At 62.0% G+C, this 15,069-nt stretch carries 14 protein-coding genes and 1 pseudogene; all 15 read right to left on the reverse strand.

What is annotated here, in order from left to right; all coding sequences use genetic code 11:
- Positions 1–4 precede the first annotated feature (4 nt).
- Positions 5–850 (reverse strand): UDP-2,3-diacylglucosamine diphosphatase LpxI, encoded by an 846-nt coding sequence (lpxI, locus tag OXH60_00575; GenBank protein MDE0710614.1) that lies wholly within the window; start codon positions 848–850, stop codon positions 5–7.
- Positions 851–855: 5 nt separating this feature from the next.
- Complete coding sequence (gene lpxA / locus OXH60_00580; GenBank protein ID MDE0710615.1) at positions 856–1,671, reverse strand: acyl-ACP--UDP-N-acetylglucosamine O-acyltransferase; 816 nt, start codon at positions 1,669–1,671, stop codon at positions 856–858.
- The gene (gene fabZ, locus OXH60_00585) at positions 1,668–2,150 is read right to left on the reverse strand and encodes a 3-hydroxyacyl-ACP dehydratase FabZ (GenBank protein ID MDE0710616.1); all 483 of its coding nucleotides are present in this window, start codon (positions 2,148–2,150) and stop codon (positions 1,668–1,670) included. The genes lpxA and fabZ overlap by 4 nt, the downstream gene beginning before the upstream one ends.
- Positions 2,147–3,193, reverse strand: coding sequence for a UDP-3-O-(3-hydroxymyristoyl)glucosamine N-acyltransferase (lpxD, locus tag OXH60_00590; protein MDE0710617.1), 1,047 nt, complete (start codon positions 3,191–3,193; stop codon positions 2,147–2,149). Before lpxD ends, fabZ begins: the two co-directional genes overlap by 4 nt.
- A gap of 6 nt (positions 3,194–3,199) precedes the next feature.
- On the reverse strand, positions 3,200–3,775 hold the full coding sequence (locus OXH60_00595; protein ID MDE0710618.1) for an OmpH family outer membrane protein: 576 nt from the start codon (positions 3,773–3,775) through the stop codon (positions 3,200–3,202).
- 70 nt (positions 3,776–3,845) lie between these two features.
- Positions 3,846–6,137, reverse strand: coding sequence for an outer membrane protein assembly factor BamA (gene bamA, locus OXH60_00600; GenBank protein ID MDE0710619.1), 2,292 nt, complete (start codon positions 6,135–6,137; stop codon positions 3,846–3,848).
- 14 nt (positions 6,138–6,151) lie between these two features.
- Positions 6,152–7,252, reverse strand: coding sequence for an RIP metalloprotease RseP (rseP, locus tag OXH60_00605; GenBank protein MDE0710620.1), 1,101 nt, complete (start codon positions 7,250–7,252; stop codon positions 6,152–6,154).
- 14 nt (positions 7,253–7,266) lie between these two features.
- Positions 7,267–8,430, reverse strand: coding sequence for a 1-deoxy-D-xylulose-5-phosphate reductoisomerase (gene dxr, locus OXH60_00610; GenBank protein ID MDE0710621.1), 1,164 nt, complete (start codon positions 8,428–8,430; stop codon positions 7,267–7,269).
- 1 nt (position 8,431) lies between these two features.
- Positions 8,432–9,226 carry a phosphatidate cytidylyltransferase gene (locus OXH60_00615; GenBank protein ID MDE0710622.1) on the reverse strand — a complete coding sequence of 265 codons (795 nt, stop codon included), beginning with the start codon at positions 9,224–9,226 and terminating at the stop codon, positions 8,432–8,434.
- Positions 9,219–9,977 carry an isoprenyl transferase gene (locus tag OXH60_00620; protein ID MDE0710623.1) on the reverse strand — a complete coding sequence of 253 codons (759 nt, stop codon included), beginning with the start codon at positions 9,975–9,977 and terminating at the stop codon, positions 9,219–9,221. Before OXH60_00620 ends, OXH60_00615 begins: the two co-directional genes overlap by 8 nt.
- A complete protein-coding gene (gene frr / locus OXH60_00625; GenBank protein ID MDE0710624.1) occupies positions 9,974–10,531 on the reverse strand; it encodes a ribosome recycling factor in 558 nt (185 codons plus the stop codon). The genes OXH60_00620 and frr overlap by 4 nt, the downstream gene beginning before the upstream one ends.
- A 5-nt stretch (positions 10,532–10,536) precedes the next feature.
- A complete protein-coding gene (gene pyrH / locus OXH60_00630; GenBank protein MDE0710625.1) occupies positions 10,537–11,370 on the reverse strand; it encodes a UMP kinase in 834 nt (277 codons plus the stop codon).
- Positions 11,371–11,411: 41 nt separating this feature from the next.
- Positions 11,412–12,335 (reverse strand): translation elongation factor Ts, encoded by a 924-nt coding sequence (gene tsf, locus OXH60_00635; protein ID MDE0710626.1) that lies wholly within the window; start codon positions 12,333–12,335, stop codon positions 11,412–11,414.
- Positions 12,336–12,571: 236 nt separating this feature from the next.
- Positions 12,572–13,297, reverse strand: a pseudogene (rpsB, locus tag OXH60_00640) (30S ribosomal protein S2).
- Between the two features lie 193 nt (positions 13,298–13,490).
- The gene (gene glpK / locus OXH60_00645) at positions 13,491–14,990 is read right to left on the reverse strand and encodes a glycerol kinase GlpK (protein MDE0710627.1); all 1,500 of its coding nucleotides are present in this window, start codon (positions 14,988–14,990) and stop codon (positions 13,491–13,493) included.
- Positions 14,991–15,069: the final 79 nt, after the last annotated feature.

Raw genomic sequence — 15,069 nt, forward strand, 5'->3', positions numbered from 1 at the left:
CGGATCAGTCGTCGACGCGGCAGCCGAGCAGGAAAAGGCCGTGCGCGTCGGCGCGCCGGATGACTTCTTTCCGGCGGATGACAAGGACAGAACCGGCCTCCACGGCGATTCCGGCAAGTCCGGCCGCCGCGACGTCAGCCACGGTGTCAGGACCAATTGTCGGTAGGTCGACGCGCCGCTCCTGACCTGGTTTGGCGACTTTCACGAGCACTCCACCGCTTCCAGCCCGCCGTTGCAGCCCGGCCCGGCGAACCATGGCAGCTGTCCCTTCGGAAGCCTCAACCGCCAGCACATGACCACCCTGGACCACGGCGGCCTGGCCGACGTCGACCGCTCCCAGAGCACGCGCAACGGCGGTTCCCCGGGCGATGTCAATGTTGTCCTGTTCGTCCGGCTTGCTCGTGGACCAGAGGCCGATCGGGGCCAAGAGTTCGTTCACGAGACTGTCGGCCCCGACGATCCGAAATCCCTCACGCTCAAATTCGTCGACGATGGCGCGCAGCAGCCCGTCGTCGCCCAGCGCGAACCGGGCTGCCCGGGCAAGTACGCGCAACGCACGGGCATCCGGGCGGAGTTCAGCCAGCGACGGGCGCCGCACGTGTCCTGCCAGCACCACGGTCTCGACGGCGGCGTCGCGAAGGATTCCGAGCAGTTCTTCGGATGCCCCGAGACGGACCCAGGCGTCGGGTTCGAACCCGCTCGCAGATTGATCTGCCTGCCCTGCCAATGCCAGCAGGAAATACGGTCGGCCGCCTGAACGGCAGGCCTCGGCGACCAGCCCCGGCAACAACCCTCCGCCGGCAACGATCCCAACCGGAGACCGAGCGTCTTCAGCGCCGGCGTCGGACACGGATGTCAGAGGCGGCCGTCTCGGGGCAGGCACATACCGCGCCTGGCGAGTTCCGGCACGTGTTCGATCTCACCGCAGAAGCGCACAATCTCGGCAACTCTTTCAGATCCGTCGAGTTCGATCTGAAGATTCGCAACCTGCAGACGGAACAACTCGTCGCCGGAGAACAGAAACCCGTACGCCTTTCGCAAGTCGTCAATCTCGTTTTTGCTGAAACCTGCCCGTTGCAGTCCGATGATGTTGAGCCCCCGCAACCACGCCCGGTTGCCGGTCGCCAGCACATAGGGGATCACGTGTTTTTCGACGGCGGAGCAACCGCCGATGAAGGCGTACGCTCCGATGCGCACAAACTGGTGCACACCAGTCAGTGCGCCGATCTGGGCGAAGTCACCGATGACCGCGTGACCACCGACCTGGGCACCGTTTGCCAAGACCACGTAGTTGCCGATCGAACAGTCATGGGCGACGTGAGTGCCAACCATGAAAAGCACGTTGCTGCCAATCCGCGTTACCCCTCCGCCCCGGGGGGTGCCGGTATGGAGGGTGACGTGTTCGCGCATCACATTGTTGGAACCAATCTCAATCCGCATCACATCCTCCACCGGAGGTCTCACCTGCGCGGGACAGCCGATGGCAACGAAGGGATAGATCAGATTGTTGGTGCCCAGAGTCGCGTTGCCATCGATCGCGACGTGCGAGATGAGGCGGGTACCGGACCCGATCCGCACCCCTGGACCGATGGTGCAATACGGCCCGATGTCCACTCCGTCAGCTATCTCTGCCTGCGAGTCCACCACCGCAGTGGGGTGCCAGCGCTTCATCCGTCTTCGGTCCACTGGTCACGGTGCCGGATCATTGCGGTGAGGACCGCTTCCGCCGCGCGTTCCCCGTCGACTTCCGCCGTAGCCCCGACGCGCCAGACATTCTCACGGATTCGCTGCTTCTCCACGCGAATCCAAAGCTGATCGCCCGGTACCACGGGGCGACGAAACCGGACGTTGTCAAGCCCCATCAGGTAGACGATGTGATCCTGTCCCTCTTTGCCGATCGAGCGAACGGCGAAGACGCCGGCCGCCTGTGCCATGGCCTCAACGACCAATACGCCCGGCATCACGGGATGCTCGGGGAAATGCCCTTGGAAGAAGCCCTCATTGATCGTCACGTTTTTCAGCATCACCGCGTGCTCGTATGCGACATATTCGGTGATCCGATCGATGAGCAGAAACGGATAGCGGTGCGGAATCGCCTCCAAGATGGCTGAAAGGTTGGCGCTCGCTTCTTGTTCGCCCGGCTTCCTCATGATCCGGCCCCCCCACCTGTCTGCCTCCGACGCGTTGCCAAGCGCTCAAGAGCGATCGTCTGACGAAGATAGCGGGCTAGCGGGACTGCGGGCATCCCGGCAACCTTGGCGTCGTTATCAAGATCGCGCGTGACCCCGGCCTTGGCGCCGATCTGGCACCTGTGCCCAACGGTGATGTGGTCGGAAATCCCGACCTGGCCGCCCGCGGCGCTAAACGCGCCGATGGAACTGCTGCCGCCGATACCGCATTGACCGGCAAGTACGACGTGCGGCCCCACCTGGACGTTGTGGCCGACGTGGACGAGATTGTCGAGAAAGGCGCCTTCGCCGATCACCGTGTCTCCGAGAGCTCCGCGATCGATACAGGTGTTCGCCCCGATATCGGCCCTGTCTTCAATACAGACCCGGCCAAGCTGAGGTACTCGTTCGTATCCCTCATCCGTACTGGCGAGTTCGAGCCCGAAACCATCCTGACCAATTCGAGCACCTGCGTGTATTCGGACGTCAGCGCCAATCACCGCACACACGATCGTTACATTGGCGTCGACCCGCGTACGCGGTCCCAGCACAACTCCTGGACCGATCGTCGTATTGGCTCCTACCCACACTCCAGCGCCGATTTCAGCGTTCGCTCCGATCACTGTCCCGGCCTCAATGCGGCAGTCCTGACCCAACGATGCATCAGGATCAATAACCGCCCGTTCGCTCACGCCGGGCTGCAGCGGCGGCGGCGGAAACAACACCGCGGCCATACGAGCAAACGCCAGGCGGGGATTAGCCGCCGTCAAGCAGGCAATTCCACGGGGTATTTCCACCGCCAATGCTGGGGTCGTCACACAAGCGCCCGCATCAATCGAGAGCCGCCGAACTGCTGATTTGGAAACGCAATAGCTCAAGGCGTCAGCGGCAGCGCCCGTGCCGTGCGAAACTGTGGCGATCAGTCGGTTACCATCGTCTGGGCGCACCAACTGGGCCCCTCCCACTTCCGCGAGTACTGCGAGCGAGAGCGGCCCTCTGGATGAGAAAAAGCGTGAGTCCGGCATCGTCGATCAACCGTCCTCGCCCTCGACCTCCTGCGTAGATCCGGCCTCAGGAATCTCGAGTTGTGGGACCCGCTCGTTGAGTCGTTCGACTACTTCATCCGAGATGTTGATCTGTTCCGCGGCGATCACGAGTTGGGAGGCATCGAACACCAGCGCGAAATTCCGTTCCAGTGCGATCTCTGCAACGATCCGTACCGTTTCCTCCTGAACCTGCTGCTGACTTTGGGCCATGATCTCCTGAAGTTCCTGGCTGCGCTCGTTCACCCGCTTCTGCAAGCCCTCCACCTCACTGCGAAAACTGGCTTCCTCGACCGCATATTCTTGCGGAGACAACACCCCGCGTTTTTGCGAGAGCTCCTCTTGCTGTTGGCGCAAACGTTCCTCGGCGGCCGTGATTTCCTCTCGATAGAGCTGCTCACGGGCATTGACCTCTTCCCGCACCCCGTTCAGCGCGGTGGAAAGGCGGAAGATGCGATTGATGTCAATAAGGCCGATCGCAAAGTCTTCGGGCACGGCAATGGTGGGCGGCGGGGAGGCCTCGTCTTCCTGGGCTTGCGCCGCGATGGCGTGCGCGACCAACACGGCAGCGGCCAGAGCCCGTAGGCAGGGATGTAGCATGGGGAATCCTTCAGGGAAAATTGCAGGTACGAGGTCAGAACGTGCTGCCGAGACTGAAGAGGATTGTTTCAGTCCGATCGTAAGATTCTTTGGCCAGCGCAGTCGTCCAGTCGATCCGGACCGGTCCTACCGGAGAACTCCACGACAGGCCCACTCCAGCAGATGCCCGCGCCGAACCGGAATCCACCACGGTTCCCCCGTTGGTGACGACCGTTGCACGATCAATCCCCGTCAAGGTTCCTACGATACCGAATATGCGTCCGTGCATTCCGAGTTCCCGCGGCAGGCCGAGGTCGACTTTCAGTTCGGCCGTCGCTGTCGCAAACATGTTTCCGCCCAGGCCGCTGGAGCGCCCGGTTCCTAGGTAGCGTGGGCCGATACCGGCGTACTCGAACCCCCGGAATGTTCGGTCGCCCAGCAGAAATCGATCGTAGATGCTGACGTCCTGGCCGATCCCCTCGATGAATCCGGCGCTCACCAGCAATCCCAAGACCCACTCGTCCCACAGGACATCGGTGTAGTAGCCGCCGTTCAGGGTCACTCGGGCGTGTCGATCGTCGCCACCAAGGCCGGCCAGGGTTGTCGAGAGACCAACGTTGTATCCCTTTGAGGGAAGCAGTGCGCTGTCGCGGCGATCGTACGTCCACGAGGAAGTGACGGCGGAAATCACCCTGCGGCCGAGATCGACCTGGACTTCCTCCCGACCGGTCACCCGTACCCAGGTGAGCCCGTACGTCAGCCGCTGACGGAGATATTCCCCGAGGCTGAAGCCAAATCCGATGCGGGCTCCCTGCTCATCCGATTCGTACGCGGTTCCGATTCGATCGGTATTGGACGAGAACACGCTCGTACTGAGGGACAGGTCCCGTTGGCGGAAATATGGCTGGGAGTAGGCCAGGCTGTAGTGCCCACCGGTTCGTGCATTTTCCAGGGCAACCGTGAGACTGCTGCCGGTGCCTAGCAGGTTGCGCTCACGGAGCGAGATGCTTCCGATCGCACCGCGACTGGTTGAATATCCCAGACCGAAGCTGATCTCTCCGGTCGAGCGTTCCTCCACCGTGAGCTCGATGTCGCGCTGGTCGGCCGCACGCCCCAGAACCTCCTGAAACTGCACGTCAGAGAAAAACCCCAGGTTTCCTACCAAGGTTCGCGAGCGGGCAAGCAAGCCCCGGTTGAGAGGGTCTCCTTCGGACAAGCGGAGGTACCGACGAACAACGTGGTCATGCGTGCGGACATTTCCCTTGATCTCGATGCGGTCGACGTACAACCGCTCCCCCTCAACCAGGTGGTAATGCAGCGCGACCGTTTTGGCGTCGTCATCAACGTCGGGTTCGACGTCCACCTGAACGAACGGGAATCCTGCTGTCACCACAGCATCCGAGAGGATTCCAATGGTGTCCTGAATTGCGGTCCTGTTGTACTCGTCTCCGGTCTCTGTTTCGATGAGTTCCAGAAGCGAATCGACATCCACCTCGGGAAGTGCTGATGTCGCAGTCACGTCGCTGAAGGTGTAGCGGTCGCCTTCCTCCACAGCAATCGTGATCAGGAACGCTTCCCCATCAGGCAGCAGTTCGGCCGACGAAGACAAGATCTTGAAACGGAGATAACCTCGGTCGAAGTAGTGTCGGCGTAGCAACTCTTCGTCAAAGGCCAGCTGGTCGGGATCGTAGCGGTCGCTCGATGATAGAAACCGCCACCACCGGCTTTCCCGTGTGCGCATCACATCGCGCAAGTCACCATCGCTGAAACGGCGGTTCCCGACGAAATTGATGCTCTCGATGCCGGTGAGCGGCCCTTCATCGATCTCAAAGATGACGTTTACCCGGTTTTGATCCAGCAAGATCACCTTCGGTACCACCGCGGCTCCGTACCGCCCGCTGCGGCGATAGACGGTCAGGAGGCGTTCCTGATCGGTGCGGACCCGGCTTCGGGTGAAGACCATGCGCTGCCGGAGGTTGATCTCGCCGACCAGATCCTCGTCGTCGATCCTCTGGTTGCCCTCGAACACGACCTGGTTGACGATTGGATTCTCCACTACACGGACAATCAATGTCGTGCCGTCGCGGACAAAGGTCACGTCGGCAAATAGTCCCGTCTGGAACAGGGACTTGAGTGCGGTGTCGAGCAGCAGCGGGTCGAACGGGCTGCCGGGTTCGATCTGCTGGCCGGCGCGAACGGTCAAATTCGACAAGATTGTGGAGTCTTCGATGCGCTGGTTGCCTTCGACCCGAACCTCAGTGATGGTGTTGTCTTGGGCCTCTCCGGTTCCTGGGCTCCCTGAGACCAGCACCGCTCCAACGACGAGCATGAGCCCAAGGGTTCTCACAGTTCGACTTCCCGTCATTGAAACAACCCGCTAACAAAATTCACCACACTCGGCCGACTGAGGTCATTCGCCAGAACGAAGAGCATGAGCCCTCCGACTGTCACCAGGCCGGTCATTTGGAACCAGTACATGAAGCGTTCGCTGAGCCTCCGACCGCTTGCGAGTTCGGCCACCGCTACGACGATCTGGCCACCATCCAACATCGGAATCGGGAACAGGTTGATGATTCCCAGGTTGACCGAAAGAAACGCGATAAAGCCGAACAGCGGGAGCAGGCCCTGTTCGGCAAAGTCTCCGGATACCTGTGCGATCATCACCGGACCACCCAGCTCATCGGTACTGCGGCGGCCGGTAAGTATTTCGCCGAATGCTTCCAGCACAGAACTCGTCAGGTACCACGTCTCTCCGAAGGCGTCCCTGGCGGCCTCAAAGACGCTCGCCGGTTCGCGCTCGGGCAGCGCAATGGCCACCCCCACCCGGCCAACCTGATGCACCGTGCCGAGTGGATCCGTCCAGTCGACCATGACCGGGGTCACGTCAAGCTCGGTCACGCGACCGTCCCGCTCGATGACAAACGTCAACGGGGTCCCGGGATACGGGCTTACCGCGTCCCGGATTTCCTGGGCACGCGTCACGATCTGTCCGTCGATGGACAGGATGCGATCCCCTGGAAGGATGCCCGCGCTCGCGGCCGCGCTGTCCGGAAGCACCTGTTCCACGGTAGTCGAGGTGCCGGCCTTTCCGAAGGCAAGGAAAAGCGCGAAAAAGACCACGACAGCAAAGAGGAAATTCGCTCCGGGCCCGGCTGCAAGAATCGCGATTCGGCGGATCGGGGCGTGCGCCTGTAGGCTCTCGTCCGGCTCTGGTTCCGCTTCGCTGCCGCCTTCTCCCTGTTCCGGCGGATTCGGAAAACGCACATATCCGCCGAGCGGAATGAGGCTAAACCGCCACCGTGTGCCCGCACGATCGGTCACACCGAACAGCTCGCGCCCGAAACCGATCGAAAACACCTCCACCTTCGCGCCATTCCAGCGAGCAATCAGGTAATGCCCGAGCTCGTGGACGAATACCACGACGCACAGGACCAGCAGGAACCAAAGCAAGGACGAAATCACGAACGCTACGAATCCTAGTGCACACTGGTCAGTGCGCGGGCGGACGCACGGGCCTGTGCGTCGACCGCGACGACGGCAGTGAAGTCATCAATGGGAGTATCCGGGAGCGTCGCCAAGACCTCCTCGGACACGGCGGTAATTCTCGGGAACGGCAGCGTGCCGTGGAGAAATGCGGCTACAGCTTCCTCGTTGGCAGCATTCAAGATCGTAGGAGCCGACCCCCCTTGTTGCAAGGCTTCGCGCGCGATTCGAAGGGCTGGAAAGCGCTCTGGATCCGGCTTCCGGAAGGTGAGGCAGCCTTGATCCGCCAAGTCAAGGCGAGGAAGTTCCAGCTCCATCCGATCCGGCCAGGCAAGTGCGCAAGCGATGGGTACGCGCATGTCCGGAATGCCGAGAACGGCACACAAGGTCCCGTCGACGTACTCAACCAGTCCATGGACGAGTGATTGGGGATGGATAAGAACGTCAAGCTGGTCGGGTCGGACCGGAAACAGGTGCGCGGCTTCAATCAGCTCCAGCCCCTTGTTCATCATGGTGGCTGAATCCACCGAAATCTTTGCACCCATATTCCACACGGGATGGGCAACCGCGTCCTCGGGCGTGACCGACGAAAGACTGTCCGGGCTGCGATCGAGGAACGGGCCACCGGATGCCGTCAGGACCACCGCACGCACGCGTTCCGGCCGCTCCGAATCGAACACCTGGAAAATTGCGCTGTGCTCTGAATCCACCGGAATGATGCTGCCGCCTGACCGGGCGGCCACTCGCTTGAGGAGCGCCCCGGCACAAACCATGCTTTCCTTGTTGGCGAGGGCCACGGTAGCCCCTCGCTCCAAGGCCTTTGCAGTCGGCGTGAGCCCCGCTGCCCCGCCGATCGCCGCCATGACCCATTCCGCCGGTCGCGCACCAGCTTCGATCACAGCGTCTGCCCCGGCACCCACTTCGATCCCGGTACCCGCCAGTGCTTCCTCCAGGACCTTGGCCTGGCCCGTGTCCGCGATGGCTGCATACCTCGCGTTCAGCAGGCGGGCCTGCTCCGCCAGCTTGATGGCATTGGATCCCGCGGCCAGTGCCGCGACGTCCCATCGTCCGGGGTGCTCAAGAAGCAGGCTGATGGTGCTTTGCCCCACCGAGCCGGTGGAACCGAGAACCGTGACCGTCTTCCCCGGCTGTATCACCTCAGGTTCCTTTGACGACCAGCTTCCAAATCGCCACGAGCGTGACGCCGAACAAGAATCCGTCAACCCGATCGAGGACCCCGCCATGACCGGGTATCAGCCGGCCGGTATCCTTGCACCCATGCGCGCGTTTCACCGCGCTCATGACCAAATCACCCACGATCGTGGCCATCCCAACGCTGACGGCACTGATAACCGCTGTTTCCGCAGGGAATCCTAGCATTATCCCGACAAGACCGCCTGCGACACCCGCTGCGAAGATGCCGCCAAACAGTCCGCTCCAGGTCTTGCCCGGGCTGATCGTCGGTGCCAGACGTCGACCCCGAAGCACGCGTCCGCACAGATAGGCAAATGTGTCGGTGGTCCATACAACGAGCAAGCACCACAGCAGCAGGTTGCGCCCTTCGTCGCCGTCACCGCGAAGCTCCCAAACCAAGGTCAGCGGAAACGCAAGTATCGGGACACCGAGTAAGCCGTTAGACCAAGTGCGGTCGGGCCAGCGGATGCAGATCCTCGCTACGGCAGCTCCGACAAATGCGGCTGCCACGGCCCCGACGGGTCCGGCGGCGTAATACGCTGCCCCCCCGATGGCAGTTGCGCTCAACGGCGGCCCATACGCCTCGAGTCCGCGGCAGCCCAGCATTCGGAACCATTCGTGGCCGATCTGCCAGCCTGCAGCGACCAGCAAAATTGCGAGCGGCCAATTCCCGGTCCATGCGGGGATCAGTACCAAGGGCACCATTACTGCCGCCGACGCAGTTCGAACGGCAAGCTCCCGCGTCGCTACTCTACGCATCGATTCCGCCGAACCGGCGGCGGCGGCAGTTGTATGCCGCGATCGCGTCCTGAAAGTCCTGTCTGGTGAAGTCCGGCCATAGTACTGAAGTGAAATACAGTTCCGAGTATGCGATCTGCCATAGCAGGAAGTTCGAGATTCGGTGCTCGCCACCGGTTCGGATGACCAGGTCAGGATCCGGTACGCCTGCCGTCATCAAGCGCTGGCTGAGGGCCGTTTCGTCCACCTGCGAAGCGTCAATACGCCCTGCCACTGCGTCCTCCAGCAGCTGCCGAAACGTCCACGCGAGCTCACTGCGGCCACTGTAGTTCAGTCCGACAATCACTCGCAAACCTTTGTTTGCAGACGTCCTATCCTCCATCATCGCCATTCCTTCCGCGACTTCTGGCGGAAGTTTGGCCCGGTCACCGATAAACGTTACGCGCACGTTCTGCTCTGCCAGCGCGTCCATCTCCGTGTGCACATGCCGAACCATGAGTGACATGAGGACCTCGATCTCACGACGAGGCCGTTTCCAATTCTCGGTCGAGAACGCGTAGAGCGTGAGGTACCTCACCTCACAGGCAATTGCTCCGGCGATCGTTTCACGAACTGCATCCGCGCCCTTGCGGTGCCCATCAACACGGGCCAGCCCGCGCTGGACCGCCCAACGGCCGTTGCCGTCCATGATCACGGCAACGTGCGACGGTTGCTCCCTCGACTGGTCAGCCCGCGCGCTCTCCGAAAACCGAGGGCTGATCGTACACCTCACACCTGAAGAATTTCCTGACGCTTGACTGCTACCAGCTGGTCAATCTGTCCAACGAAATCGTCCGTGAGCTTTTGTACCTCTTCGCCTTCCCGGCGGTGCTCATCCTCCGAAAGTTCCCCCTCCCGCTGTGCGCTCCGAAGACTGTGCATCACGTGCTGACGGACATTTCGAACGGCTATGCGCGCCTGTTCGGCGTACCGGTCGGCGGTTCTGGCGAACTCCTTGCGCCGGTCTTCCGTCAGTTCCGGCAACGGAACGCGGAGTAACGTCCCTTCCGTGATCGGATTAAGCCCAAGATCTGATTCACGAATTGCCCGTTCAGCCGACTTCACGTTTCCTTGATCCCATACCTGGACGGTCAGCAAACGTGCTTCCGGCGCGCCGACGGTCGCCAGCTCCGAAAGCCGCATCGTCTGTCCGTAGGCCTCGACCTGAATGGGCTCCAACAGACTCGTGTGCGCCCGGCCAGAGCGGAGTCCGGAAAACTCTTCCTTGAGAACGCGAATGGCGCCTTCCATGCGACGTCTGGCATCGGCGAGATTCGAGTCGGTCATCGGATTCAGCCTTCCTCAGCTTCCATCATACCGAATGCCCTCTCGCCGACACGGCGGTCATGCAGCACCAAGTGGCGGGGCTTGTCACTGACCATGGTAAACGTTCCTTGGCCCTGCACGGCGTCAACGAGCGCGTTCGTGCCTTCAAGCGAAAATACGAGAATCGGTATCTCCGCATCTCTGGCGATCGACAGGGCAGCTGAATCCATGACCTGCAGATTCTTGGCCAGCGCATGCTGGTAGGAAATCCAAAGAAAGCGTTTGGCGTTCGGGTTGCGATGCGGGTCGGAATCGTAAACCCCGTCCACTTGTGTGCCCTTGAAGATCGCGTCGCACTGCAGTTCCGCGGCACGCACAGCAGCCGCGGTATCGGTGGTAAAAAGCGGAGATCCGGTTCCTGCGGCGCACACCAAAACCTCTGACTGCTCAAGGTAGGCGTGCGCTTGCCAGCGAACAAATGGCTCACAAATTTCCGGCATTGATATCGCCGACATCACATGGGATTTGATGTTTTGCGCGCGCAGGGCACTGTGCAGCGCCAGTCCGTTAATGACGGTAGCCAACATCCCCATCTCGTCTGCCGTAGGACGATCGAGGTATCTCAGCTTGCTTTCGGTGCCGCGAAAAATATTGCCCGCCCCGATCACGATGCAGACCTGGATTCCGAGGCGATAGACAGATCGGATCTCTCTGGCGATGTGGCTGACCTTCTCGCCGTCGATCCCGTGCCCTTGCGCGCCGGCAAACGCTTCGCCGGACAGCTTGACTAGGACGCGACGGTAAAAGGGCCCGGGCGGCAACGCCAGGCCCCCCGTCTTTTTCCCGTCACGCGTACCCATCAGTCAGTTTCCTGTTTCGCGAACGGCGTCCGCGGATGCGCTTAGCTCCTTAACGTGCCTGCCACTTCCGCCGCCAAGTTCGACACGCGTTTTTCCACCCCCTCGCCCAGCACGAGACAGGCAAGGCCGGACAAGTGCGCCGCCACACCAGCGCTCTCGGCAACCGATGCAAGCACATCGGCAACCTTAGACTTGTTGTCGATCACCCATATCTGCTCCGTCAGCACCACCTCGCCATAGAACTTGCGCATACGGCCTTCAACCATCTTTTCGATGATGTTGTCTGGTCGGCCGCTTTCTCTGGCCTGTTCAATGAGCACGGCCCGTTCGCGCTCGACGGCGGCCGGATCCAGGTCATCGCGGCGAAGCGCCTGCGGTCTTGCCGCGGCCACATGCATCGCAAGCTGTTTCGCAAGATCCTCGAAACCCTCGGCGGCTCCGTCCGTTTCGACCGCCACGAGCGTCCCGATGCGTCCCAGGCCCGCCGCAACGGCCCCGTGCACATAGCTACCGATCAAGCCGCGTTCCACCGTCACCGACTCCGTACGGCGGACCACGATATTCTCGCCCGTCTTGGCGCTCACCTCGATTGCGCGCTCCGCCACCGTGGCGCCACCGGACAGCGTCGACGCAGTTAGCGCTTCCAGGTCGCCTCCGGCGTCCAAGCCTGCGTCCGCCACCTCGCGCACGAACGCCTGGAATTCGGTGTTCCGGGCCACGAAGTCGGTTTCGGCGTTAACCTCCACCAGCGCCGCGCGCCGGCCATCCACCGAGAGACCCACCAGTCCTTCAGACGCCGCGCGCCCCGCCTTCTTCTCGGCGCCGGCAATGCCCTTGGCGCGCAGCCAGTCCTGCGCTGCTTCGAGGTCACCGCCCGTCTCGGAAAGCGCGCGCTTGCAGTCCATCATTCCCGAGCCTGTCTGCTCGCGCAGCTGCTTGACCAGTGCGGCAGAAATCTTCGTCATGGGGTTGTCTCCACATCCGTTTCCGATGCGGTTGGATCGGACGGCGCGGGTTCCGACGGTGCGGCTTCGCCTTCGCCATCGTTGGCGCTACCGCCGCTGCTGTCGCTGGCGGCCGCGGCTGGCTCGGCGGCATCGTCAGCCGGCCCGGATGCATCTTCGGCCGGCTCCTCTTCGGCAGCAGCGCTCTCGCCGCTCGTCTCGTCGATTACCTCGAGGGATGCGTCTCCGACGCCACCTTCCTCCGATGCCCCGACGTCCACTCCGGCCAGTTTCTGTTCTTCTTCCAGCCCGCCCAGCACGGCGTTGGCGGCCAGCTCGCAGTACAAGATCACGGCACGGGTCGCGTCATCATTGCCCGGGATCGGGTAATCGATTCCGACCGGATCGGAGTTCGTGTCCAGAATCGCCACAACCGGAATGCCGAGCGATTTTGCTTCGGCCACCGCTATGCGTTCGTGGTTGGTATCGACGACCACCATCGCGTCCGGCAAGCCACCCATTTCGCGGATTCCGCCCAGAGACCGGAGAAGCTTCACACGCTGACGCTGCAGGTTCAGGACCTCCTTCTTTGGCAGGTTGCCTTCATCTTCCTCCAGTCGCTGTTCCATCTGCTTCAAGCGGTCGATGGACTTCGAGATGGTCTTCCAGTTGGTCAGCATGCCGCCAAGCCAGCGCTGGTTGACGTAGTGTTGACCGCAGCGTCTGGCATGTTCCTCGACCGGGTTCTGCGCCTGCCGCTTGGTGCCGACGAACAACACGCGGCCCCCCCCGGCTGCGATTTCTCGTAAGAATGCCAGGGCGGCATACAGCATTGGTACCGTCTGCTGCAGATCAATAATGTGAATGCCGTCACGCTCGCTGTGGATGTACGGCGCCATGCGCGGGTTCCACCGGCGAACCATGTGGCCGAAATGCACTCCAGCTTCCAGGAGCTGGCGCATGGTGAAATGGGGAATGGACAATTGAGAACTCCTTTATCCGGTTGAACCACCACGGGAGAAACCGAAACTTCGGCACCGGAAGGCCGGGCATGGAAAACACCGGGCCGTTCCCGTGTGAGTACTGGCCTTCCTCTAGGCCGAATGCGTCAGATTTGCAAGCTTGATGAGGCTGAGACTCTTCGAGACCTCAACGTTTTGGCCGCCGTCGGAGCGATCAGATGTTCGTGGAGGCGATGCCGGGGCGCTTCCGTACCCTTCGGACCGCTTCCTGCCAGAGGGTCAGGTGCGGGGCACAATCGGCATCGGACGGGGTGAAGCAACGTTCTTCTTTCCAGAGCCTGCCGACGGCATTCGTGTCGTCATAGGTTCCCGCACCAAGTCCCGCCAGAAATGCCGCTCCGAGCGCGGTGGTCTCGGTTACGGCAGGCCGTTCCACTGGCACGCCAAGCACGTCTGAAAGAAACTGCATGAGCCAATCGTTCTTCGCCATGGCTCCATCGACGCGAAGCCGACCATACTGCCCGAGGCCGCCGGCCGCCTCGAGGAGATCATGCGTCTGATAGGCGACTGCTTCTAGGCCCGCTCGCACGATGTGGGCCGGCGTCGTGTCACGTGACAATCCAAAGATCCCGCCGCGTGCCTCCGGGTCCCAATGCGGTGCTCCCAGACCGGTAAACGCGGGCACGAGAACCACTCCTCCCGAGTCCTTCACGGTTGCCGCCAGTCCCGATGAGCGGACGGGATCGGCAACCAGCCTCAGGGTCTCGCTCAACCACTGAATGGTACTTCCGGCATTGAAGATCGTGCCTTCGATGGCATAGCTGGTCTCACCGGCCAACCGGGAGCCAACCGTTCCCAGCAAACCGTTCGCAGGTTTCGGCTTGCTGCCGCCGACGTTGATCAGCAGGAATGCCCCGGTTCCGTATGTGCACTTGGCCATGCCTGGCTTGAAGCATGTCTGCCCGACCGCCGCCGCTTGCTGATCACCGGCGATTCCCCGGATCGGTATTTCGGCCCCAAGAAGGTCAGCAGAAATTGTCCCATAGTCGGACACGCTGTCCCGTACTTCCGGCAAGATCACACGCGGCACCCGGAACAATTCCAGCAAGTCAAGATCCCATTGCTGGGTGGCAATGTTGAACAGCATGGTCCGAGAGGCGTTCGTGGCGTCGGTGGCGTGCACGCGCCCACCGGTCAACCGCCACAGTAAGAAGCTGTCGATCGTTCCGAAGGCCAGCTTCCCGGTGGCGGCCGCCGCGTCAGCGTCCTCGACGTGCTCGAGCAGCCACTGCAGTTTGGTCGCTGAAAAATAGGAATCAGGGACCAGGCCGGTCGCCTCCACGATCGCGGATGCCAGTCCCTGTCGTCGCAGTTCGGAGCAGCGCCCGGCCCCGCGGCGATCCTGCCAGACGATCGCGTTGTAGACCGGCCGGCCACTGCTGCGCTCCCAGACCACCGTTGTCTCGCGTTGATTTGCGATGCCGGCAGCTGTGATCTCCAGCCCACGGTCCTGGGCGACGCCAACCGCCTCCCGGCACGTCTCCAGCGTGGTTCGCCAGATTTCCTCCGGGTCCTGTTCCACCCAACCGTCCGGCCCGTATCGAGACGCAAGCTCTTTCTGGGAAACGACCAGCGGGACCGCGTCAAGAGTAAACACGATGGCCCGGCTGCTGCTGGTGCCCTGATCTATGGCGAGGAGTGCAGGCTGGCGCATCGCGGGGACAATTCCTTTGCACGCGTGGCTTGAGCCGGGAATCTACCGTCCAGCAGGATGGACGGAGCGATCGGGGGAC

It is taken from the genome of Rhodospirillales bacterium (assembly GCA_028824295.1).
GTDB lineage: Bacteria > Pseudomonadota > Alphaproteobacteria > TMED109 > TMED109 > VXPW01.

What these genes read in the sequence shown, in the direction of transcription:
- OXH60_00615 (MDE0710622.1), bottom strand. Translation starts at nt 9,226, where the DNA reads ATGCGTAGAGTAGCGACGCGGGAGCTTGCCGTTCGAACTGCGTCGGCG.
- pyrH (MDE0710625.1), bottom strand. Translation starts at nt 11,370, where the DNA reads ATGGGTACGCGTGACGGGAAAAAGACGGGGGGCCTGGCGTTGCCGCCC.
- fabZ (MDE0710616.1), bottom strand. Translation starts at nt 2,150, where the DNA reads ATGAGGAAGCCGGGCGAACAAGAAGCGAGCGCCAACCTTTCAGCCATC.
- glpK (MDE0710627.1), bottom strand. Translation starts at nt 14,990, where the DNA reads ATGCGCCAGCCTGCACTCCTCGCCATAGATCAGGGCACCAGCAGCAGC.
- lpxD (MDE0710617.1), bottom strand. Translation starts at nt 3,193, where the DNA reads ATGCCGGACTCACGCTTTTTCTCATCCAGAGGGCCGCTCTCGCTCGCA.
- lpxA (MDE0710615.1), bottom strand. Translation starts at nt 1,671, where the DNA reads ATGAAGCGCTGGCACCCCACTGCGGTGGTGGACTCGCAGGCAGAGATA.
- tsf (MDE0710626.1), bottom strand. Translation starts at nt 12,335, where the DNA reads ATGACGAAGATTTCTGCCGCACTGGTCAAGCAGCTGCGCGAGCAGACA.
- frr (MDE0710624.1), bottom strand. Translation starts at nt 10,531, where the DNA reads ATGACCGACTCGAATCTCGCCGATGCCAGACGTCGCATGGAAGGCGCC.